This is a genomic window from Massilia antarctica (assembly GCF_015689335.1).
In the GTDB taxonomy this organism is placed as follows: domain Bacteria; phylum Pseudomonadota; class Gammaproteobacteria; order Burkholderiales; family Burkholderiaceae_D; genus Telluria_A; species Telluria_A antarctica.
Genome location: NZ_CP065053.1, coordinates 302640 through 322947 on the forward strand (window position 1 = coordinate 302640; position 20308 = coordinate 322947).

General features: G+C 64.0%; 17 protein-coding genes and 1 pseudogene. 7 read left to right on the plus strand and 11 right to left on the minus strand.

Features of this window, described 5'->3' with window-relative positions:
- Positions 1–245 precede the first annotated feature (245 nt).
- Together IV454_RS01415 and IV454_RS01420 are read right to left on the minus strand one after the other, a co-directional pair.
- Positions 246–506 (minus strand): transposase, encoded by a 261-nt coding sequence (locus IV454_RS01415; RefSeq protein WP_206092498.1) that lies wholly within the window; start codon positions 504–506, stop codon positions 246–248.
- 251 nt (positions 507–757) lie between these two features.
- Positions 758–898 (minus strand): annotated as a pseudogene (locus IV454_RS01420) (IS21-like element helper ATPase IstB); the annotation flags it as partial.
- Between the two features lie 498 nt (positions 899–1396).
- Between IV454_RS01420 and IV454_RS01425 the strand changes: the two are divergent.
- The 3 genes from IV454_RS01425 to IV454_RS01435 are packed head-to-tail and all read left to right on the plus strand — an operon-like array spanning position 1397 to position 5477.
- Entirely contained in the window at positions 1397–2050 is a 654-nt protein-coding gene (locus tag IV454_RS01425) for a GTP-binding protein (protein WP_206089862.1), read from the plus strand.
- Entirely contained in the window at positions 2047–3252 is a 1206-nt protein-coding gene (locus tag IV454_RS01430) for a sensor histidine kinase (protein ID WP_206089863.1), read from the plus strand. Before IV454_RS01425 ends, IV454_RS01430 begins: the two co-directional genes overlap by 4 nt.
- Positions 3249–5477: an ATPase, T2SS/T4P/T4SS family gene (locus tag IV454_RS01435; RefSeq protein ID WP_206089864.1), complete on the plus strand. Its 2229-nt coding sequence runs from the start codon at positions 3249–3251 to the stop codon at positions 5475–5477. The genes IV454_RS01430 and IV454_RS01435 overlap by 4 nt, the downstream gene beginning before the upstream one ends.
- 96 nt (positions 5478–5573) lie before the next feature.
- Here IV454_RS01435 and IV454_RS01440 read toward each other — a convergent pair whose 3' ends face one another.
- Both IV454_RS01440 and IV454_RS01445 read right to left on the minus strand, forming a co-directional pair.
- Positions 5574–7187, minus strand: a complete 1614-nt coding sequence (locus IV454_RS01440) for a S41 family peptidase (protein WP_206089865.1) — start codon at positions 7185–7187, stop codon at positions 5574–5576.
- Positions 7188–7356: 169 nt separating this feature from the next.
- Positions 7357–8220 (minus strand): MBL fold metallo-hydrolase, encoded by an 864-nt coding sequence (locus tag IV454_RS01445; RefSeq protein ID WP_206089866.1) that lies wholly within the window; start codon positions 8218–8220, stop codon positions 7357–7359.
- A 103-nt stretch (positions 8221–8323) separates the two neighbouring features.
- On the opposite strand from IV454_RS01445, the gene IV454_RS01450 reads away from it, so the two are divergent.
- Positions 8324–9211: a LysR family transcriptional regulator gene (locus tag IV454_RS01450; RefSeq protein ID WP_206089867.1), complete on the plus strand. Its 888-nt coding sequence runs from the start codon at positions 8324–8326 to the stop codon at positions 9209–9211.
- A gap of 56 nt (positions 9212–9267) precedes the next feature.
- Here IV454_RS01450 and IV454_RS01455 read toward each other — a convergent pair whose 3' ends face one another.
- Positions 9268–9594, minus strand: coding sequence for a hypothetical protein (locus IV454_RS01455; RefSeq protein ID WP_206089868.1), 327 nt, complete (start codon positions 9592–9594; stop codon positions 9268–9270).
- Positions 9595–9796: 202 nt separating this feature from the next.
- Between IV454_RS01455 and IV454_RS01460 the strand changes: the two genes are divergently transcribed.
- A complete protein-coding gene (locus IV454_RS01460; RefSeq protein WP_206089869.1) occupies positions 9797–12082 on the plus strand; it encodes a DUF1631 family protein in 2286 nt (761 codons plus the stop codon).
- 39 nt (positions 12083–12121) lie between these two features.
- On the opposite strand, the gene ypfJ is transcribed toward IV454_RS01460, so the two are convergent.
- Entirely contained in the window at positions 12122–13003 is an 882-nt protein-coding gene (gene ypfJ, locus IV454_RS01465) for a KPN_02809 family neutral zinc metallopeptidase (protein ID WP_054264264.1), read from the minus strand.
- A 79-nt stretch (positions 13004–13082) separates the two neighbouring features.
- Between ypfJ and IV454_RS01470 the strand changes: the two genes are divergently transcribed.
- Together IV454_RS01470 and IV454_RS01475 are read left to right on the plus strand one after the other, a co-directional pair.
- The gene (locus IV454_RS01470) at positions 13083–13556 is read left to right on the plus strand and encodes a hypothetical protein (RefSeq protein ID WP_229521989.1); all 474 of its coding nucleotides are present in this window, start codon (positions 13083–13085) and stop codon (positions 13554–13556) included.
- Positions 13557–13605: 49 nt separating this feature from the next.
- Positions 13606–14364, plus strand: a complete 759-nt coding sequence (locus IV454_RS01475) for a YdcF family protein (RefSeq protein ID WP_206089870.1) — start codon at positions 13606–13608, stop codon at positions 14362–14364.
- Between the two features lie 102 nt (positions 14365–14466).
- Here IV454_RS01475 and IV454_RS01480 read toward each other — a convergent pair whose 3' ends face one another.
- The 5 genes from IV454_RS01480 to IV454_RS01500 form a co-directional block, all read right to left on the minus strand.
- Positions 14467–15306: an HDOD domain-containing protein gene (locus IV454_RS01480; protein ID WP_206089871.1), complete on the minus strand. Its 840-nt coding sequence runs from the start codon at positions 15304–15306 to the stop codon at positions 14467–14469.
- Positions 15307–15473: 167 nt separating this feature from the next.
- Positions 15474–16493, minus strand: coding sequence for a BON domain-containing protein (locus IV454_RS33280; RefSeq protein WP_282961394.1), 1020 nt, complete (start codon positions 16491–16493; stop codon positions 15474–15476).
- Between the two features lie 96 nt (positions 16494–16589).
- Positions 16590–17255 (minus strand): hypothetical protein, encoded by a 666-nt coding sequence (locus IV454_RS01490; protein ID WP_206089872.1) that lies wholly within the window; start codon positions 17253–17255, stop codon positions 16590–16592.
- Entirely contained in the window at positions 17245–17937 is a 693-nt protein-coding gene (locus IV454_RS01495) for a hypothetical protein (RefSeq protein WP_206089873.1), read from the minus strand. Before IV454_RS01495 ends, IV454_RS01490 begins: the two co-directional genes overlap by 11 nt.
- 413 nt (positions 17938–18350) lie before the next feature.
- A complete protein-coding gene (locus IV454_RS01500; RefSeq protein ID WP_206089874.1) occupies positions 18351–20051 on the minus strand; it encodes a DUF8614 domain-containing protein in 1701 nt (566 codons plus the stop codon).
- Between the last annotated feature and the right edge of the window lie 257 nt (positions 20052–20308).

A 20308-nucleotide genomic window follows, 5' to 3' on the forward strand; every position in this document is an offset into this window, starting at 1 on the left:
AAGTTCTATAAGAACATGCACTTACGGGCACCTCGAATTACCGGTAAGTTCCACGTGAATACTGGACGCGATACCAGCAGGCTCGGATTTTGACGCAAGGCTGAGCCTGTTCCCGCCCATTGTATGGGCTACTTGAGCTCATTTTGTGTAGCCCGGACAGACTGCGGGCGTCAGAACGCGTCGATCCCGGCCTCCTTCAAGTAGACCAGACGCCGCAGATTGTATGCAGCGACTTTCCAATTGAACTAAAGCGTCGCGCGCCCCAGACCGATGGTGCTCAGTGCCTTGCCGCCCAATTGCGCCATGTCGGCAAACACATGCTCGATGCGGGCGCGGGTCTTGGCGATGCGCTTGTTGCGCCGCTCCTGGGCTTCCGAAATCGGCTTGCCCTTGCTTCCTTTGCGCTGGATGTGCATGCGCCAGCCCTGTTTGCTTAGCCGCCCTTCACGCTCGCCGTCGACGTAGCCCTTGTCGGCCCAGGATGTTGCGGTTCGTGTTGGCCGGATCGAGCACCGTGCTGGTGTCGATTAATCCTGCCAATACCCGCCGTCTCAGTGCGTCATTAGACCATCTGTTGCATCAGTTCGCACTTGGGACTTGCATGGCAGCTTCGACAATACGAACCGATCCGGCTCCCTGTGCACCTTTCCCGCATGGCAGGCGTATGTCAAGCGCTCACAGAGCTTGCTAGCCTGGTTGACGTCAACTATCTTGGCCGGTCGGCGTCAATTATCTTGGCCGGTGAAGCGAAGTGTTGTTAATCCTTCTTTTCCTTCGTTTTCTGCTTTGCGGTAGTGCTGTCCGCCGCTGCGCCACGTCGCCGATAGCTTTCCACGTTTAACTCAAAGATGGTCGAATGGTGTACCAGACGGTCCACTGCCGCCAGCGTCATGACCGGTTTGCACGTTGATCGGGCCAATAACCCAAGGTTCAAGGGGATGCAGTACATGCACGTTTTGATGGCTCGCGCTGGCGGGCAGGAGAGGAAAACGGCGATCGCAGTTGCATTGCAGGGAGGTTCGAGTCCTCGTCACTTCACAGCGTCACGCCTGAAGTCGCGACGCTTGCAGGAGGAAGACGTCGCTGATAGCGCATCGTCACTAACAGGGTGCCGCTAGTGACGATGCGCGCCCAGTGGTGCAGTGTATGGGCGGGATACGGGCTCTCGGACGAGCGCCGATTTCGCGGATCGGTCGTGCTAGAAACTGTCTGAGCCTACTCAGCAGTGGAAGTCGTAGCGATATAAATGGCAAATCGTAAGGTCGAACCTCAATAGGCGCCGCCATCTGCCAGATGGTTACCATTGTTGCGCCGGGCATACGCGCACAGCCGCGTACCATGCGAATGAGCAAAGTTGAGGTACTCTTGAGGAATGATGCGATGAAGGCGGGGATATATGGCGCAATTGGACGAGCGCGCGCAGCGCCTGACCGTAAAGCTGGTCTACTATGGCCCCGCCCTCTCCGGCAAGACCAGCAACCTGATTCGCCTGCACGATTTGCTGACGGCCGACCGGGTGGGCGACATGATGCTGCTCGAAACCGAAGGCGACCGCACCTTGTTCTTCGACCTGCTGCCTCTCGGTTTCACCGCGCCGTCCGGCCTGCTCGTCACCTTCAAGCTGTTTACCGTTCCCGGACAGGTTGCCCACAACGGCACGCGCAAGGCGGTGCTCTCGCGCGCCGACGGCGCCGTATTCGTGGCCGACTCCCAGTATAACCAGGCAGTCAACAATGGCGCCTCATTCGACAACCTGATGGCCAATGCCGCCACCGTCGGGATCGATGTGGCCAGCTTTCCGCTGGTGGTCCAATACAACAAGCGCGACCTGCCCGATATCCTATCCGAGGAAGACCTCGCGCATCGCTGGAGCAAGGCGCCCTGGCCGGTGCTGCTGGCCAGCGCGCTGCAGGGCGACGGGGTGAGGGAAACGTTCTCGGCCTTGCTCAAGCAGGTCTACGCGCGGCTCGACCTTCAGTTCGCGCTGCTGGCCGAGCACGGCCTGGCGCAAGAGGCGTTCATCACGGCGGCCGGAGGAGAATTGGCGTGAACAAACACCTGCCTGCATTCGACCGCCAGGTCAGCTTGCGCGACATGATGCGCCACGTCCCGGCGGCCGCCCTGGCAACGGCGATGGAGCACAGCGTCGGCCATGCCTGGCGCATCGCCGACATCGACGACGAGCTCGTGCGCGCGGGAGCGCTGGCGATCGATGGTCCCGTCTGCACGGTCGCGCTGGTGGTCGACATCGACGTGGTGGGGACCTTGTCCGCGCCGGCCGAGCGGCAGGACTGGCTGGCGCCGGCGGGGAAGTGGATCGAGCTGCTGCTGGGCGCCTCGAACCGTTACCGGATGGCCGCCGACCTGCATCTGGAAACGGTGATGTCCGACCATGACGAACTCATGGCCAAGCACGCGGCACTGGCCACCTCCGAGGCGCGCTACCGCACCCTGAGCGCGCAGCTCGAAGCGCGCGTGCAGGAGCAGGTCGACCAGATCGAACAGAGTCAGCGCCGCATGTACCAGGCCGAAAAAATGGCCTCGATCGGCAGCCTGGCGGCCGGCATGGCGCATGAGATCAATAACCCGATCGGCTTCATCAGGAGCAATCTGAGCACAGCCAAGGAGTACGTCGCCACCCTTGCGCAGGCCATCGCAGCGGCGCCCGCGGCGGCAAAGCTGGCCTATGTCCTCGACGATTTCCCCAACTTGATCGACGAATCGATCGCCGGCGCCGACCGGGTCTCGCGCATCGTCGCGGACCTGAAGGCCTACGCCCATTGCGAGCCGGCGCAGTTCGCGACCATCGATCCGAACGATGCGCTGCGCGCGGCCGTGAGGATGCTGGGCGACTTGCCGGCCGGGGTAAGGCTCGATACCGAATTCGCGGCGCTGCCGCAAGTCGCTTGCGACCCCGACGGCCTGACCCGGGTGGTGCTGGCCTTGCTCCTGAACGCGCGCACTGCCATGCGCGAGCGCCAGGGCGTGATCCGGCTCGCCAGCGCTGCCCATGACGGCGAGCTGCTCGTGTCGGTGAGCGACCAGGGCTGCGGAATCGAGGACACGCTGCTGCCGCGCATCTTCGACCCCTTCTTCACCACCCATGGCGTGGGCGGCGGAATCGGGCTCGGCTTGACGGTGGCCGCCGATGTCGTGCGCGCGCACAGCGGGCATATCGCGCTGCGCTCGACAGCGGGCGGCGGCAGCACCTTCGACGTGCACATCCCGCTGCACGCGGGGGGACGTGGATGAGCTACGGGCATTTGTTCACCGGTGCCGCCGAGCCCGACAGCGCGGCGGCCGAGGTGCGCGCCTACCGCATCCTGCTGGTTGACGACGAACCGAACGTGCTGTCGGCCTTGCGCCGCGTCTTTCGTCAGGAGAATTACGAGATCGTTACCAGCGGCAATCCACGCGAAGCGCTGGCCCTGCTCAAGACCGAGACCTTCCACCTGATCATCAGCGATTTCATGATGCCCGGCATGGACGGCGGCGAATTGCTGCGCCAGGCGCGCCAGATCGAGCCCGACATGATCCGCATCATGCTCACCGGCCATGCCGACGTGAACGCGGTGGTCGGGGCCGTGAAGACGGGCGCGGTCTACAAGTTCATCCTCAAGCCGTGGAACGACGACGACCTGCGCGTGACGGTGGCGCTGGCGCTCGAACGGCAAGAGCTCAACCGCAGCAACAAGGCCCTGATCCAGGACAATGCGCGCAAGTCGCATGAAATCGAGCAGATGGCCAAGTTTTCGGCGGGTAACCGCAGCCGGCTGGCGACGGTGCTGCACCGCCACGGCAAACTCACCCTCGGACAGGTGCAGGAACTGATCCGTATCCAGCAGCAGGCCCAGAAGCAGCAGGCGGTGTTAAAGGAAATCGTCGAACGCGGCTGGGTACAGGAAAAGGTCGTGCACGACTTGCTGGCTGCCGAGCTGATGATCCAGCAAGTCAACGTTGACGAGATGGCGGTCGACGTGGCGGTGGCCGCGCTGGTGCCGGCCGCCTTGTGCCAGCGCCATTTGATCATTCCCCTGCGCATTGACGACAAGCGCTTGACGGTGGCGATGGCCGACCCGCTGGACGAAGGCTTGCTGCACGACTTGCGTTTCGTGACGGGCCTGGAAATTGCGCCCGTGCTGGCGTCGATGTCAGCCATCGTGGCCAAGATCGCCAGCGTCTACAACACCGGGCAAGCCGACCTGACCGACCTGGAGGCGGCCTTCGGCTCGAACGACCCGTATGAAGGGGTGGAAATCGTCATCGAGGACGATGGCACCGGGCAATCGCTCGAAGAACTGTTGCGCGGCACCGACGAACCGCCCGCGATCCGCCTGGTCAACGCGATCCTGCTCGAAGCGATCAACCTGGGCGCGTCCGACATCCACATCCAGCCGCGCACCAAGAATGTGATGGTGCGCTTGCGGGTCGACGGCGTGCTGATCGACAAGATGCAAATTCCGCACAATATGCACCAGTCGATCGTCTCGCGCATCAAGATCATGGGGGAAATGGATATTTCCGAGCGCCGGCGGCCGCAGGACGGGCGCCTGGCGGTGAAGACGCCACAGAAGGTGGTCGACCTGCGGATTTCGACCTTGCCGACCATTAACGGCGAAAAAATCGTCATGCGCATCCTCGACCGCAATGCGGCCGTGCTGCGCCTGGACGGCATCGGCTTCAATCCGATGGACCTGGCCAAGGTGCGCAATGCCAGCGACAAGCCGCAGGGCATCGTCCTGGCGACGGGCCCGACCGGCAGCGGCAAGACCACCACGCTCTACAGCCTGCTCCAGAGCAGCGCCACCTCGGAAAAAAACTACATCACGATCGAAGATCCGGTCGAGTACTACCTCGACTCGGCCGGGCAGGTGGTGGTGCGCGAAAAGATCGGCCTGACCTTCCCCCTGGTGCTGCGCGCCATCCTGCGCCAGGATCCGGACGTCTTGCTGATCGGCGAAATCCGCGATTTTGAAACGGCCGAGGTGGCGTTTCACGCGGCGCTGACCGGCCACCAAGTGTATTCGACCCTGCACACCAATTCGGCGATCGCCACCATTTCGCGCCTGTTCGACCTGGGTCTGAAGCCGTTCGTGATCGCGACGGCGCTCGAAGCGGTCATCGCGCAGCGCCTGGTGCGCAAGGTGTGCGAGCGCTGCCGCGCAGCGGCGCCAGCCGATCCGGACCTGCTGCAGCGCCTTGGCGGAAGTTTCGCCGCGCAGCCGTTCACGGCCTTCCACGGCGCCGGATGCGAGCATTGCCACGGGAGCGGTTACAAGGGCCGCCTCGGCCTGTATGAAGTGCTCGCTCCAGACACCCACATGCGCCACCTGATCGCCTCCGAGGTCGCCATCACGGAAATCACGCAGTACGCCCGCGAGCAGGGCTTCATGAGCTTGCGCGACGACGCTTTCATCAAGGTGCGCGACGGCTTGACCACGCCCGAGGAGGTATTCCGGGTGCTGGGGCCGGAGTAAGCCCGGCAGCCACTTGCGACGGACGGGCCGGCGGCCGCAGGCACGGCAAGGCGCGGGTCGCGCTTGCGGCGGCCAGGCCAGACGCAGTTCACCTGATTATTGCGCGCCTGGGCCCCGGAGCGCAGCGCCAAGGTTACCGGCGTTCAGATCGGTTTCGATCATGTGGAACAGTCTGCCTGCACGGGCCCGACCACTCTCGCCTTCGGTTGGCAACAAGGGCAGGTCGGGTGCAATGCCGGCCACCTCGTCGCTGCCATCGGCGCGCAAGCGAACACAGTCGGGCGCCTGGAAGCGCAATTGCGCATGCTCCAGCACAATCATGCGCTGCTTTTGCATATTGCCGCAGCCTAGACCCATGGTCCGCGCACCGATGATTTTGGCGATGCCATTGTCACGCATGGTCGCGGCGAACATCTCCGCCGCAGAAGCGACCTTGGCGTTGGTCAGAACGTAGACCGGCCCGGTCCAGGTGCCACGGTAGGCATCGGCAACGGCGGGCCAATACAGCGACGCGGCGGCCTCGGCATGGCCAGGCTTGAGCGGCGCCAGGAAATCCACAGCGCCGCTGGCATACCCGGCGTCGATCAAACGGCTGCAGGCCGTGGGCGAAAATGGCCGCTGTTCGCGCCACACCCACGCCATGTCGCAGGCACGCTTGGAGAGATCGGCCTTTCTGTTTTCAAAATCGCTCACGGCCTTCCGCAGCGCCGATTGCAGCCCGGCTTGCACATCGGGCGGCATCTTCAAGGCCTTGCGCAAGCCATCGAGTTGCTCGTCAAAATACGCCGTGTTGGCGGGCGCCGCCGCCATCAGCAAGCGGGCGGACTTGACAGGCCGGGAGGTGAACAAGCGCGCACTCGAATCGCCCGTATCGCCACCGCCACCGTTATTGCCAACATCGACCACCAGCGCGCTCAGACCTTGCGCCTGCATGCGCTTGAGTTGCTCCGCCAGCGCTGCCAGCCAGGCCCCCTCCATCGCCTGCCCCAAGGTGTTGGCATCGACTGGAGTTGCGGCCGTCTTCAATGCGGCCCATGCCGACTGGCAGAGCGTGGCGTATTCGGCCGTCACGAACGTGGGAATGCGGATCACCCCAATCCGCATGCCGGCGTCGGTGCGCAGCACGCCGGTACGAAATGGCTGGACCATGCCGTCCGCCGTCAGCGTGAAATTGGCCAAGCCTTCCATCGGCAAGGAAAAGGGAATCGCGCTGGCCGGGCCGACCCCGATCGCGGCACAGGCGCTCACCGCATCCATCTTGTCGATCGCCGGCATGGGCGGATTGATCGTCTCCCCCCGGGCGGGCGCAAGAGACGGTTTTTGACGAAGATGGCCGTCGTGAAAGGCATTGACGAAAGCGAACAGGGCCGCTTTCGTGTCGTCGTCATTGTCGGCTTGCTGCAATATTCTCCGGGTACGACGGTCGAGTTGTGGCAAGTTCACGCCACCTTGCGGCGATCCGAACCAGGCCAGGTGGGAATACTGTTGTTCCAATTGCGTTTTCAGCGAGTCGTAATCGGCAAGCCATGGCTTGACGTCGAACGATGGCGCGGGATCCGCGCGCGCTGCGGACTCCTCTGCCTTGGCCCACATCGGCGTGCTGGTCAATATCAGCGCCGACAACAGCGCCACGGCGGCGCCGCGCAATGGCTGATTGGCGCCTGTCCGAGCGGCTGTCATTGCCTGCGCTGGTTTCTCGTGGCTCGACATGGTGGAACTCCTGATACAGGCGTCGGCGGCAAGAAGACAGCGACAGGGGTGAATGGGCAAGAGGCCGAATTATATCCCTGACAATGTTAATGAAGAATATAACTGGCTCGCCCATCCGCTTCAATCCCTGCGCCACCTTCCCTGCATGCAGTCGCCGCTTCTCAGGCGCTTACCACTTCATCTCGCCCTTGCTGACCTTGGCGCCGATATCGAGTGCCAGGCCCGGCGGCGCGGCCGGATATGCGGTCTTCATGCGCGCGATCAGCTCGCCGCTGTTGGCGCTCGATGCCAGGCTTGTCTCGTAATTCTTGAGGTAATCCTTGGTGTACGCGATGCTGCTGTCGTCCAGTTGCGTGCCCGCTTTCATATGCCCCGGAATGACAACGGCGGGCTTGAGCGCGGCCATCTCGTCGAGCTGGGCGCTCCAGGCGCTGCGCTGGGCCGCCGTCGGCGCGTCGGCCATCCACAAATGCAAGTTGCCGAACACGCCGAGGGTGCCCGTGATCGTCTTGATCGATGGAATCCACACATACGGGCGATGCGCCAGCACGCCTTGCGCGCCGCGTACTTCCACCGCCTGGCCATCCACCTTCAGGGTCATGCTCTGCAGCGCCGCCGGCAGGGTGGGCGCGGCCGGCGCGTTGACACCCATCTTGGGCGTCCAGAAAGCCAGCTTGGCCGCCATCTTTTCCTTGATCTTCTCGATCACCTGCGGCGTGGCCACCACTTGCGCCTGCGGAAAAATCTGCTTGAGGGTGTCGACGCCGAAGTAGTAATCCGGATCGGCCTGGCTGACCAGGATGGTCTTGAGCTGCTTGCCGCTGTCGAGCACGTTGGCGGCGATGCGCAGCGCGTCGGCGCGGGTAAAGCCGGCGTCGATGACCATGGCTTCGGTCTCGCCATAAATCAAGGTCGAATTGACGTTGAAGCTGGCGCCGTCGGCGTTGTAGACCTTGGTTTGCAGGGCGGGTGCGGCCAGGGCATTGGACAAGACCAGGGTGAGGGCGGCGGCGATGGCGGTGGTGCGAAACATACGGACTCCGATATAGTTGTTTTAAGGAAGCCTGCAGTGTAGTGAGGTCTTTCGTCCGGATAAACGGGTTAAACTGATCATCACTGTTTCATGGATCGGACAAATGGATCGAATGACGGCAATGCGGGTATTCGTCGAGGTGGCCGGCAGCGGCAGCTTCAGCGCCAGCGCGGACAAGCTCGACATGTCGCGGGCGATGGTGACGCGTTACATATCCGAAATGGAAAAATGGCTGGGCACGCGCTTGCTCCAGCGCACCACGCGCAGGGTCACGCTCACCGATGCGGGCGAAACCTGCCTGCGGCGCAGCCAGCAAATGCTGGCGCTGAGCGAGAACATGGAAGAGGAAACCGCCAGCGGCGGCGAGCTGCGCGGACTGTTGCGCGTCACCTGCAGCCTGTCCTTCGGGCACGCGCAACTGGCGCAGGCGCTGGTGCGCTTCACGGCGCGCCATCCGCGCCTGAACATCGACCTGAATCTGAACGAAGGCGCGCTCAATCTGGTCGAAGCGCGGATCGACCTGGCCATCCGCATCAGCGCCGAACCGTCGCCCTTGCTGATCGCGCGCCCGCTGGCCCAGTGCGATTCCTTGCTGGTGGCCGCGCCCGCCTATCTGGCCGCGCATGGGGCGCCGGCCGCGCCGCGGGAACTGGAACAACACCGCTGCCTCAGCCACGCCAACGTGGGACGCAGCATCTGGTCGTTCGCGCGCGATGACGAAGCGCTCCAGGTCGGCGTGCTCAGTTATTTCAGCGCCAATGACGCCACCGCCCTGCTGGCGTCGGCCGTGGCCGGCGGCGGCATCGCCATGTTGCCAACCTATCTGGTGAACCCGGTGCTCGCCAGCGGCGCCCTGGTGCGCGTGCTGCCGCAGTGGCGGATGCCGGCCCTGACGATTTATGCGATTTATCCGTCGCGGCGGCAGTTGTCGCCGGCGGTACGCGCCCTACTTGATTTTCTTGTCGATCACTTTGCCGTGCAACCGTGGTGAGGCGGCGCCATCCGGCCATGCCGCCAGCGCCTTAATCGCCGGAAAACAACGCTTTCTCAAGCGTCGAGGTCGGTAGGAATTCCGAATTCGTCGTGATTGCCGCGCCGCAAAGCTGGTTTGGTCAGCACGCGCAAGGACACGCTGATATGGACGGCGTTATCGGACAAATACTCCGCGGCGCCTCCGGTACCGAGCATGGCTTGCAAAATAATGCCGACCTCAACCTTTTGCGCCGTCAATGTATCGCCGCGCCCGATCACGCGCAAAGGGCGTGACTCGGGCCGCAGCGGAGCGGCCATGGCTGTGGCCACCGCGATCGGGTCGTTACTGGCCTGAACAGTTCGGTTCAGCACCGCATCATCGAGTTCTGCGAAAATTTTCATTCTGGGATACTAAGGTTGATCGTACATGTGGTCGGTTCGCCAACACGCATAGAGAAAGGTCGCGAACAAGCATTGTATCTTATACATCTTCATTAAATTAATGCAACTGAACAGTGCATTCAGGCTAACTTTGTTGCCCCGATGCGCTATCATGGCTTTCAGAACCCGGGGACAGCTCATCCATTTGAGCACAAAAAACGCCATGCAAATACCAAAAAGAGTGTTCCAGCTTGCGAAACAACCCGCACTGTCGGGTTTTCACGTCCTTGCCACGCAAACCCTGGCCGAAGCCGGGGTCAACCTGGACAAGGCCGCGAAAAGCACCGCGCGCGGCGACGATCGCCTGCTCATGCACGCGCGCCAGGGCTTGCGCGAGCACGGCACCGAACTGCTGGAGCGCATGCAACACCACTTTGCCACTTACCTCGAACGCGCCATGCACACCATGTACATGGACTCCCGCGCCAGCCTCGAGGAGATCAGTGCCGATAACCTGACCCTCATCGAGGATGACGTGGTGACGCGGCAAATCGAAATCGACCGCATGGTGATGCGCCTGCGCGACGCCGACCAGCCCAGCCTGGGCCGCCTGAACCTCATGATCGCCCAGTTGCACGGCGACCCCGAGGTGCGCGAACGCGAAAACCCTTTCCGTCCGTATCTGCTGGCGCGCTCGCTGCATGAAGCCCTGCGCGAAACGATCCGCGACGAAAACCAGTCGAAAGCCTTGTTCGATGTGCTTTCCGTTGCAATGGTACATTGCTTGCCAGGATATTACGTTGCAATAGAAGAAGTATTTAAATCGCGTGGTATTTCAAGCAAGCTGACCGCCCGCCCTAGCGCGCTCACGCGCGCCCAGCGCGAGCGGCTCGCCTGGCAAAAGGCGGCCGAGCAGCTCATCGGCCACGGGATGACGGGCACTCCCCCGGACGGCCAGCCGGGCAAACCGGCCCAGCCCAAGCAAGCGCGCATGCTGCCGGAATTACGTCGCCTGATGCAGCAACACAGCAAGGCGCTGCCCGATACCCCGGGGCAGCCGCATGCGCCCGACCTGCAGGAAATGGTCTGGAATGTTTTCAACCAGCCGAAAGCGGCGCGTCCGCCGCGCCATGACGAGGCCCCAGCCCCGGTCCCGGTCTCGGGCGGCCAGGCGCACAGCGCCCTCGATGCCCAGTTAAAACATATGCAACAGGCACAAGCAGCCGCGAGCGCCAGAGGCGCGCGCCAGCCCGGTCCGCTCGACTTGCGCGCCCAGCTTGCCGATGCGGCCATCAGCGAGCCGGACCGGGTTACCGTCGACCTGGTGAGCCTGCTGTTCGAATCCATCGTGCACGACGAGCAATTACCCGAAGGCGTGCGTCAGCAACTCGGCCGCCTGCACCTGCCCTTCTTGCGCGCCGCCATGCTCGACCCATCGATGCTGCACGACACGACGCATCCCGCGCGCCGCCTGCTCGACCGGATCGGCACGGTAGCGACCGGCATCACCCCGGACATGGCATGCTACCCGGCCCTGGAAGGGGAAATCGACACGGTCCTGGACGGCGTGCTGGAACGCTTCGACACCGACATGACGACCTTCGCCGATGGCCAGCGCAAGCTCGACCAGTTTGTGTCGACCTTGCTGCCGCGCAGCGACGTGGGCCTGGCGCGCTGCATCGACGCCATCGGCATGGTTGAAGCGGGCAGTGCCCGCCAGAGCGACGCCGCCACCGCCCTGGGCGCCCTGCTCGCCCCGCTCGATGTCGATCCGCGCGTCGGCAATTTCGTTACGGATATGTGGAGCCGGGTACTGGTCCAGCCGGGCGGCGATGCGGCCGCCAGCCAGGCGATGCTGGCCGAGCTGGTGTGGAGTGCGCAGGAAAAGAGCACCCCGGAAGAGCGTAGCCGGATGGTCCGCATGCTGCCCAGCCTGGTGAAACGGGTACGCGAGGGACTGGCGGCGATCGGCATGGGAGAGACGGTGTCCAAGGCCGCGCTCGACCAGCTGGTGATGGTCCACATGGATGTGCTGGGCAACCGCCAGCCGGCATCGGCCAAGGCCATGGATCTGGAGCAGCTGCGCGCGCACTTTGCCGCCTTCGGGGGGGAGCGCGAAGCGGGCCGGGATCCGGTCAGCATCGGCCATGCCCAGCTCGAAGCGGCGCTGGAGCAGCGCGGCATCCGCGCCGACCTGTACACCGACGCCGGCAACAGCGCCGCGCACGCCGCCGACGAGCAGGAATGGCTGGGCATGGCGCTGCCGGGCGCGGGATTCGAGCTGGCCGTGGACGGCCGCTACGTGCCGGCGCGCCTGAACGCGGTCAGCCCGCGCGGCAGCCTGTATCTGTTTTCGGTCAAGGGCCAGGCGGCGCCATCGACCTTCACCCGCGATGCGCTGCTGGCGGCCTTGCAGAATGAAACCTTGCGCACGGTGGAACACGCGCCCGTGTTCGAGCGCGCGGTCGAGTCACTGATGGCCGGCGCCGAAGCGCTCAGCGGCCACTAGCTGTAGCGGACCGATCCGAGCGAATCGCCGCGCGTTCGATCACAGCTGGCGCGCGCCGAAGGTATCGCACGAGGCGACCTTGCCATCGTCGAGGCCGCGCTTGAACCAGCGCGCACGCTGCTCCGAGCTGCCATGGGTAAAGGAATCGGGCACCACATGGCCTTGCGACTGGCGCTGCAAGGCATCGTCGCCGATGGCCGTTGCCGCTTTCAGCGCGGCATCCACGTCGCCCTGCTCCAGGATCGCGCGCGACTGGTTGGCATGGAAAGCCCATACCCCGGCAAAACAGTCAGCCTGCAATTCCAGGCGCACCGACATGGCGTTCGCCTGTTTTTCCGTGCCGCGCTGGCGCGCCTCGTCGACCTTGTCGGTCAGGCCCATCGCATGCTGGACGTGGTGGCCGATTTCGTGGGCAATCACGTAGGCCTGGGCAAACTCGCCCTCGACCTTGAAGCGCTCTTGCATCAGCTGGAAAAAACTCATGTCCAGATACACCTTGCGGTCGGCCGGGCAATAAAAAGGCCCGGTCGCGGCTTGGCCCGCACCGCAAGCGGTCTGGGTACGGCCGGAATACAGTTGCAAGGCCGGCTTCTGGTAGGTGCCGCCCTGTTCGCTGAACAGCTTGGTCCAGACATCTTCGGTATCGGCCAGCACCACGCGCACGAATTTGCTACCGCGGTCGTTGGCCGGTACGCCAGGGGCTTGGCCCTGTTGCTGCTGCACCGGCACCGCGCCCCCGCCGCCACTCATGATATTGAGCAAGGTCATCGGATTGATGCCGAAGATCCAGCCGCCCACCAGCGCAATGACGATGGTACCGATGCCGACCGAACGTCCGCCGAAGCCAAACCCGCCACCGCCGCCGCCCGAACCGCGCACATCTTCCACGTTGTCGCTTTCGCGATTACCTTCCCATTTCATGTTCTGCTCCACAATGCATTTTGTTAATCTTATAATGACTTTACGCTGAAAGCCAATTTCCTGGCGCACACAGTAACCTATGCGTCCCCATTCTCGCGACAACCTGCCCCGCCTGCCACCCATGCCCGAGCCATCCGCCCACTTTCTCCTGACCGGCGCCGCCCTGAGCGCCGCCGCCGCTGCGTTGCACCTGGCCTGCATTGCCGGCGGTCCCGCCTGGTATCGCGCCCTTGGCGCGGGCGAGCCGATGGCGCGCATGGCCGAATCCGGTTCCTCGTATCCCGCCATCGTCACCCTGGGCATCACTGCCGTGCTGCTGGTCTGGGCCGCGTACGCCCTGTCCGGCGCCGGCGTGCTGCCGCGCCTGCCGTTGCTGCGCGTGATCCTGTGCGCCATCACCGCCGTCTACGTGGCGCGCGGCCTGGCCTTTGTGCCGATGATGATCCTGATGCCGGGCCGCAGCGTGGTCTTCTGGGGCTGGAGCTCGGCCATTTGCCTGGGAATCGGCATGGTCCACGTGCTCGGCCTGCGCCAGGCCTGGGCCGCCCTGTGAGGAAAGCACGTACGCGGCCTGCGCCAGGCCTGGACCGGGAAGTGCCCGCATGATCGATGTCCTCGTGCGCGTGCTGCTCATGCCGCCGATGAGCCTGATCGTGCTGATCCTGGCCGGCTACGCGCTGCGGCGGCGCTGGCCGCGCTGCGGGCGCACCGTCAGCGGCGTCGGACTGGCCGCGCTGCTGGTACTGTCGACCAATGCCGGCTCCTTGCTGCTGGTGCAGCCGCTCGAAGGGCTCACCGCGCCGCTGGCCGGAACCAGCGCCAGCGGGGCCCAGGCCATCGTCGTGCTGGCCGCCGGCAATGTGCATGCCGCGCCCGAATACGGCGCCGATATTCCCGACGACGTGGCCCTGGTGCGCCTGCGCTACGCGGCCCACTTGCAGCACGCGACCGGGCTACCGCTGCTGGTCAGCGGCGGCAATGGCGAGCCGGACAAGGGCATTGCGCCCAAGGCCAGCACCATGGCGCGCGCCCTGCGCGAAGATTTCCGCACCGCCGTGACCTGGACCGAGGAGCGCTCGGCCGACACCACCGAGAACGCCGTCTACAGCGCCGCCATCCTCAAGGCGGCCGGCGTGCGGCGCGTGCTGCTGGTCACGCACGCCATGCACATGCCGCGCGCCGAGCGCGCCTTCGTGGCGGCCGGGCTGGAAGTCGTGCCGGCCCCGACCATGTTCCATGCGCACGGCACGCTCTCGCCGCTGATGTTCGTGCCCGGCTGGAGCGGCATGTTCCGCTCGTATTACGCCACCCACGAATGGATCGGCCTTGCGTGGCAGCGCATTCATCGACCGGGCCGCTGACCGGACTGTCCACCGGGCTGTCCCGCGCGCGCTCGATCAAGCCGCCCAGCATGTCCAGCGGCAGTGGAGTCGTCGACCAGCGCCGTACTTTGATTGTCCTGGCTAGACCAGCAGCGCGGCGCTCATCGATTTGACTTCGTCGGCCGACTCGTCGAGGATGGCTTGCAGGGTGTCGTTGTCGATGACGAAGTCGAGCACCGAATCGGCATGGTCCGGCAGCGGCTCGTCCGGCACGCCCAGCGGCGAGTGCACGGGCGCGAACTGATTGGCCAGCAACAGGGTGTCGAGCAAGGTGCTGGGCGGCATGGTGAGCCAGCCATCGCGCAGGGCCAGGATGGCCTGGGTCACGGTCTCGGGAATGGAAAGCTTTTTCAGCACTTCGCGGCTGACCACTTCCTCGCACAATTCCGCCCATTTTTCGGGATCGTCGTCGAGCAGGCCGGGAAATTCATCAGCACGCGAGAGCAGGTAAAAGCCGCCCACTTCGTGCACGATGGCGGCGAACATGGCGGTGTCGGGATTGACGAAGGTCACGCGCCGCGCCAGCACCTGGGCCAGCGCCGCCACGTGAGCCGTGTGTTCCCACAATTGCTCGGCCTTGGCGCGCAGCACCGGATCGACGATGCGCATGCCGAACTGGCGCACCACGAGGCTGGCGACCAGGGTCTGCAAGCTGCGGTAGCCCACCCGCATGACGGCCGCGCGCACATTCGTGATCGAGGCGTCGCCATTGCGGTTGAACGCGGCCGAGTTGGCCAGCGCGACGGTGCGCGCGGCCAGTTGCGGCTCGCCCAGCACCAGCTTGATGGCGTCTTCGATATGACAATCGGGATTGTCGAGTGCAAGTTGCAGGCGCAAGGCGGCATTCACGCTGGTGGGGAGGGTGATCTCCCCGCGGGCGGCTTGCGCGGCAATATATCCAAAGGCTTCTAGTCTGTTCACGGGAAAATTATACCTTGGGGCGGGTGCGGCGCCATGGATTGCAGCGACAAAGCCCCGAACGGTGCAGCAATGCAACACAATCGCATCGTCGCGCCGTTCGGGGCCGCCGTTTTCCGACAGGCCGTCCCGGATTTCCCGGGGCGGCCTGGAAAGCGCAAGAACTCGGCTTACTTGACCTTGATCGCGCTCTTGACCGCGGTCACGCCATCGACGCTCTTGGCCAGGCGCACGGCTTTCTCGGCATCGGCCTTGGAATCGACAAAGCCGCTCAGCATGACCACGCCTTTTTCGGTTTCCACGTGGATCGCCATCGATTTCAGCTCAGGCTCCTTGAAGATGTCGGCCTTGACCTTGGTGGTGATGACGGAATCGGCCATGACAGCGCCCGATTTTTCGGCGACGCGGTCGCTCTTGTCAGCCATGTTGTCGGCGGCGCGCTCGGTTTTGTCGGCCATGGTGTCGATCGCGCGCTCGGTCTTGGCAGCCACGGTGGCGCCGGCGGCACGGGTCTTGTCGGCGGCACGGTCGACCGCGTTGGCGCTGCGCTGGACGGCGCTGTCGGCCGCCATCTCGGTACGGTTGGCCACGGCGCCGGTGGTGGTGGTCGTGGTGGCCGCGGCACGGTTGTTGTTATCGACCAGGCAGCCGGTGTTCGGGCTGCCCGCTACCTGGGCGCATTTGTCCACGGCCGCCGCCTTGGTGGCATCGGTGGTGGTGGTGCGGGTCACCGGGCTCATGGTATCGGTGGTGGCGCTGCTGGCGACCCGGATATCGCGGTCGGCCTTGACATCGGCCAGCGCCGCGGTGTGCACCGCGCGGGCATTGCTCAGGCAGCTGTCTTTCTCGGCGCCCATGGCATCGGCGCATTTGACCTTGGCCAGCGAATAGTCGGCGTCAGCCAGGTCGGTGCGGGCCTGGGTGCGGCCCTTGAGGGTATTGTTGTAATCGGTCAGGGCCGCCAGGTCGGCGCGCGCGCGCACCACCTTGGCTTCTTCCATGCACAGGTTGCGGGCATTGCCGCTCATGTCCTTGCACTGCGCCCAGGCTGCCTTGTAGTCGGCGGCGGCCTTGTGCGTCATCGTGCGGTAGGTCGCGGTATCGGTCTTGGTGGGCGTCTCGGCGGCATAGGCGCTGGCGAAAGCGGCGCTGAGGGCGGTGGCAAGCAATGTGGCGACGATAGGCTTCATGGTGAGATCCCTTAATGTATGGTTGTTGGTAGACGGATTTAACATCCTAACCACGCGCAACATCTGTGCGACAACGTACATACGGACGCAAAACGACTATCGATATCTGTTTAATCGCTCATCGGCCAGGGCAAAGAGATTCTCGTTTGCATCTTGCGGCCCCTCGGCGAGGGCGCGTTCGAGCAGGGCCACCGTGTCGTGCTTGGGTTCGCGGAAACGGGTACGCACGCGCAGCATTTCATTGACCAGGGCCGTGTAGCGCTCGGGATGGAAGCGCGCGATCCAGGCCACCGAGGTCATGTCGGCATACGCTTCCTCGGTGCGCACGCGGCGCGCGAACCAGTCGCGCAGCGGGGCGATCCAGGCCACCACCGGCAACAGTTTTTCGTTGTGCGGAAAACCGTGCAGGCGACGGTGGCAATGGCCTACTTCATGCATTGCCGCGCCGGCCAGAAAAGGTTCCAGCAGGTCGGGGGCAATCATGGAACTGAGCTTGTCGGCGGTCGGATTATTGCTGGCCGAAACGACCAGGGTACAACGCCCGTTTTCGCTGGACAAGCCGACCGGCGTGTGGCCGGGCAAACCGTTACCGTCCACCACTTCCAGGTCGATCGGCAAGCCCTGCGCGCGGCCGTAGGCGACCGCTTCGGTGGCGGCGGCGATCCACTGGGCTTCGGTGGCCGGGGCGGCGCTCGCCATCGGGGCCGCTGCCGCGGCGCCGGCCAGCGCCAGCAGCATCGCGGCGCGCAGCTTATTCATCATGGAGCAAGCCGGCTTGCCACATCGTCACGGCGGCGTCGAACGGGCTGGCGCCGGTGCCGAAAGCGTCGGCGTTCTTCGCCAGGCGCACCCAGGCGCGGGTATCGTGGCCGCTGCGCTCGACCGGCACAGTGTCGCGCAGGCTCGACAGCCAGGTGTACACGCGGCCGTATTGCGCCGGATGCTGGCGCTGCACCCAGGCCAGCGCGACCAGGTCGGCAAAGCCTTCCTCGCGCCGCATTTCGCGCATGGCTTTCGATTCGGCCAGCAACTGCACATCGGGCGCCTGCTCCTCGCCGGTTTCGACGAAGCCGGCCGGCAAGGCGTGCCACACGCCCTGCACGTAACGCCAGCAATGGCCGATTTCGTGGGCCGCCATGGTTTCGATCAGCAGCGCGCGCTCGGCTTCCGGCACGCTGTGCAGGATATTCTCCGCCTCGGGGTTGCCGCGCATCGACAGCACCAGCTTGCAGCGGCCGTCGACAAAGCCCATCGCCAGCGGCACGTCGCCGGGGCGGGCTTTCGGTTGCACGGTGATATCTATTGGCAAGTTCATACGTTGCGAATACGCCAACACGGGCGAGGCGGCGGTCAGCCAGCGTGTTTCCAGCTCGGTGAGGGTGGCGCCAGCAGTGGCGGCAGCGGGAATCAGGACGAGCAGGGCAGTCAAAAGGGGCTTTAACATGGCGTTTCCTCAGGAGGTCTATAAATGCCTATGAGCAATAATATAGACCTCTGGGACGCTTTGGGAAAAATATCTTTCCTTGTGGAAAATTTTCAACATGGCGCCATGTCAAGCTAGCGCTGGCGCAAACAATCAGAAGGTTTGCCACTCGTCAGCAACAATGTTGACAGCTTGACTCGCGCCGGCCATCCGGGCGGGCCGGGACGCCGCTTGCGGCGCAGCCGGAACCCGCGCCAGCGCCCTGCCCTTCGGTGCCGGCCTGGCTGGCGTGGCGACCCTGGCCGCGACCGGCGATCAACTCCGCGCGGACAAGCGTATTCGGGAACAACAAAGCAGGTGAAGACCACGCGCGTGCGTGGTTTTCCTGTCTGTCCAGATCGGCATGATTGGCGTTCCCACCATGCCGGCCCGGTTTATTTTGCCAGCGCCGCCGCCGTGGTGAACGCCGGGCGGATATCGTTCGGCACCGCTTTCATCCTGTCGAGCGCCTTCTGCACATCCGGGCGGATGACCACGTACCTGGCCATCATGTCCTTGGCGCGCACATAGTCGCCGGTAGCCTCGATGGTCAGGAATTCGCGGTTCAGGTCGACGACCGCCTGCTTGATCTTCTTGAAATCGACCGAGAACGTGCCGTCGCCATGCGACACGAAGCCGCCTTTATCGAGCACGTAATTGAGCTGGATCGCCATGCCGCGCGCATGCGAATCGGTCAGGCCGAAATGCAGGGTGCGAAATGCCGACGCCAGGAAGGTGTTATACAGCTTGCGCTCGGCCAGTTCGCCCTGGCCCAGGGTGTCTTTCAGCTGGCCCTTGTCCATCATGTACGCCAGCGCCCACAGGCCGGCCATGTCGGCCTTGGCTTCCTCGATGGTCGAATACGCATCCTTCAGGTCCTGGCGCGGGGTCGACGCCTTGCCATCCTGGACGGTAGCGTGCGGTCCCAGGCCGTGGGTGATTTCGTGCGCCAGGATGTGCGTGAAGAAGGAATCGAAATCGAGGTCCTTTTGCGCTTCCGGGCGCAGCACCAGTTTCGTGATCGGGGTCAGGGTCGATGTGAACTTCGCTTCCTGGATATTTTTCAGCATCACGCGCTTGGAACCGCGCTCGCTGATGATGCGCTCGTCGTTCGGCAGGTTATAGGCGGCCGTCTGCACGCCCATATTGCCGTCGCCGGCGCCATACACCTGATTGACCACCACCATCGGCGCCAGCGCCCCGACCTTGGGATTGCGGTACTGCTTGTCGAGCGGCAGATTGTCTTCCAGCTCCTGCATGTGCTGGCTGAAGAAATCGAGCTTGCGCGTCTCTTTCTCGTCGCGGATATTCACGTACGCCTCGAACGCGGCCTTGTACCCGAACAGTTCATCGTTATACGTCTCGTAAGGGCCGATGGTGATGTCGACCGGGGAATCAAGATCCATCCACGCGAAATCGGACGCCAGGTAATCGTTCGATAAAAACGCAGCGGCGCGCAGGGTCAGGAATTTCTTGAGCGAGGCGTTGTCGGTCGATGCCGCGGCCTCGCGCAGCAAGGTGGCCAGTTTTTCCAGCTCCGCCTTGTACTCCTCGGCGTAGGTGACGGTGGTGAATTTGCCATCGGCGCCGGTGCGGATGGTGGTGAAAAACCACTGCGCCTGTTCCTTGTCCTTGGGCGCGAGCGCGTTCATCCACGCTTCCAGCGACGCCTTGCTCGCGCCTTCGGGGTAGAAATTGGCGCCTTCCGGTTTTTTGGCCGGAATGGTGATACCGGCATAGGTGGCGGGCATGAAGGAGTCGTTCCCGTCGAGGATGGACCACGGGCCTTTGTTCAGCCAAAAATAATTCAGGCGCGCCTTGCCGAGGGCGCTTTTGTCTTTCTTGAGCGCGCTCCACAGGGCTTCGTTATGGGCCCAGCGCTGGCGCAGCTGCAAGGTATCGACGATCTTGGCCGCTTCGATCAGTTTGACGATGGCGGCCTTGTCGCCTTTGGACAGGCCCGACGTATCGGCGCGCAGCTCGACCGGCGCGAAGCGCTTGGCCATCTGGTTCAGTTGGACGACCTTGGCGGGCTGCCCGGCGGCGCTGGTGACGCCGGCAAGCATCAGGAGAACGGGGAGAAGGAGTTTTTTCATGGGGCCTTGGCAAAAAATAGGTGAACGTCGCTCCCCCTCCCGTCGTTCCCGCGAAGGCGGGAACCCAAGTTCGTCGAGCCGCAGTGGCTGCGGTACATACTTGGGTTCCCGCCTGCGCGGGAACGACGCGGCGGGGGGCGGCGCGAACGACTGGCAAACACGCATTTGGCAAAAACAGCATCCTGATTCTATCGCGCCGGCGCCCCGTCTTCCATACTCGTTTTCGACAGGACCGGCGTTCGGCCCTGCGCTATCTG

Bases quoted from the DNA above. Each gene is read 5' to 3' on its own strand.
- IV454_RS01495 (WP_206089873.1), bottom strand. From the start codon at position 17,937: ATGTTAAAGCCCCTTTTGACTGCCCTGCTCGTCCTGATTCCCGCTGCC.
- IV454_RS01450 (WP_206089867.1), top strand. From the start codon at position 8,324: ATGGATCGAATGACGGCAATGCGGGTATTCGTCGAGGTGGCCGGCAGC.
- IV454_RS01445 (WP_206089866.1), bottom strand. From the start codon at position 8,220: ATGTTTCGCACCACCGCCATCGCCGCCGCCCTCACCCTGGTCTTGTCC.
- IV454_RS01455 (WP_206089868.1), bottom strand. From the start codon at position 9,594: ATGAAAATTTTCGCAGAACTCGATGATGCGGTGCTGAACCGAACTGTT.
- IV454_RS01500 (WP_206089874.1), bottom strand. From the start codon at position 20,051: ATGAAAAAACTCCTTCTCCCCGTTCTCCTGATGCTTGCCGGCGTCACC.
- IV454_RS01435 (WP_206089864.1), top strand. From the start codon at position 3,249: ATGAGCTACGGGCATTTGTTCACCGGTGCCGCCGAGCCCGACAGCGCG.
- IV454_RS01440 (WP_206089865.1), bottom strand. From the start codon at position 7,187: ATGTCGAGCCACGAGAAACCAGCGCAGGCAATGACAGCCGCTCGGACA.
- IV454_RS01470 (WP_229521989.1), top strand. From the start codon at position 13,083: ATGCGTCCCCATTCTCGCGACAACCTGCCCCGCCTGCCACCCATGCCC.
- IV454_RS01475 (WP_206089870.1), top strand. From the start codon at position 13,606: ATGATCGATGTCCTCGTGCGCGTGCTGCTCATGCCGCCGATGAGCCTG.
- ypfJ (WP_054264264.1), bottom strand. From the start codon at position 13,003: ATGAAATGGGAAGGTAATCGCGAAAGCGACAACGTGGAAGATGTGCGC.
- IV454_RS01490 (WP_206089872.1), bottom strand. From the start codon at position 17,255: ATGATGAATAAGCTGCGCGCCGCGATGCTGCTGGCGCTGGCCGGCGCC.
- IV454_RS33280 (WP_282961394.1), bottom strand. From the start codon at position 16,493: ATGAAGCCTATCGTCGCCACATTGCTTGCCACCGCCCTCAGCGCCGCT.
- IV454_RS01460 (WP_206089869.1), top strand. From the start codon at position 9,797: ATGCAAATACCAAAAAGAGTGTTCCAGCTTGCGAAACAACCCGCACTG.
- IV454_RS01425 (WP_206089862.1), top strand. From the start codon at position 1,397: ATGGCGCAATTGGACGAGCGCGCGCAGCGCCTGACCGTAAAGCTGGTC.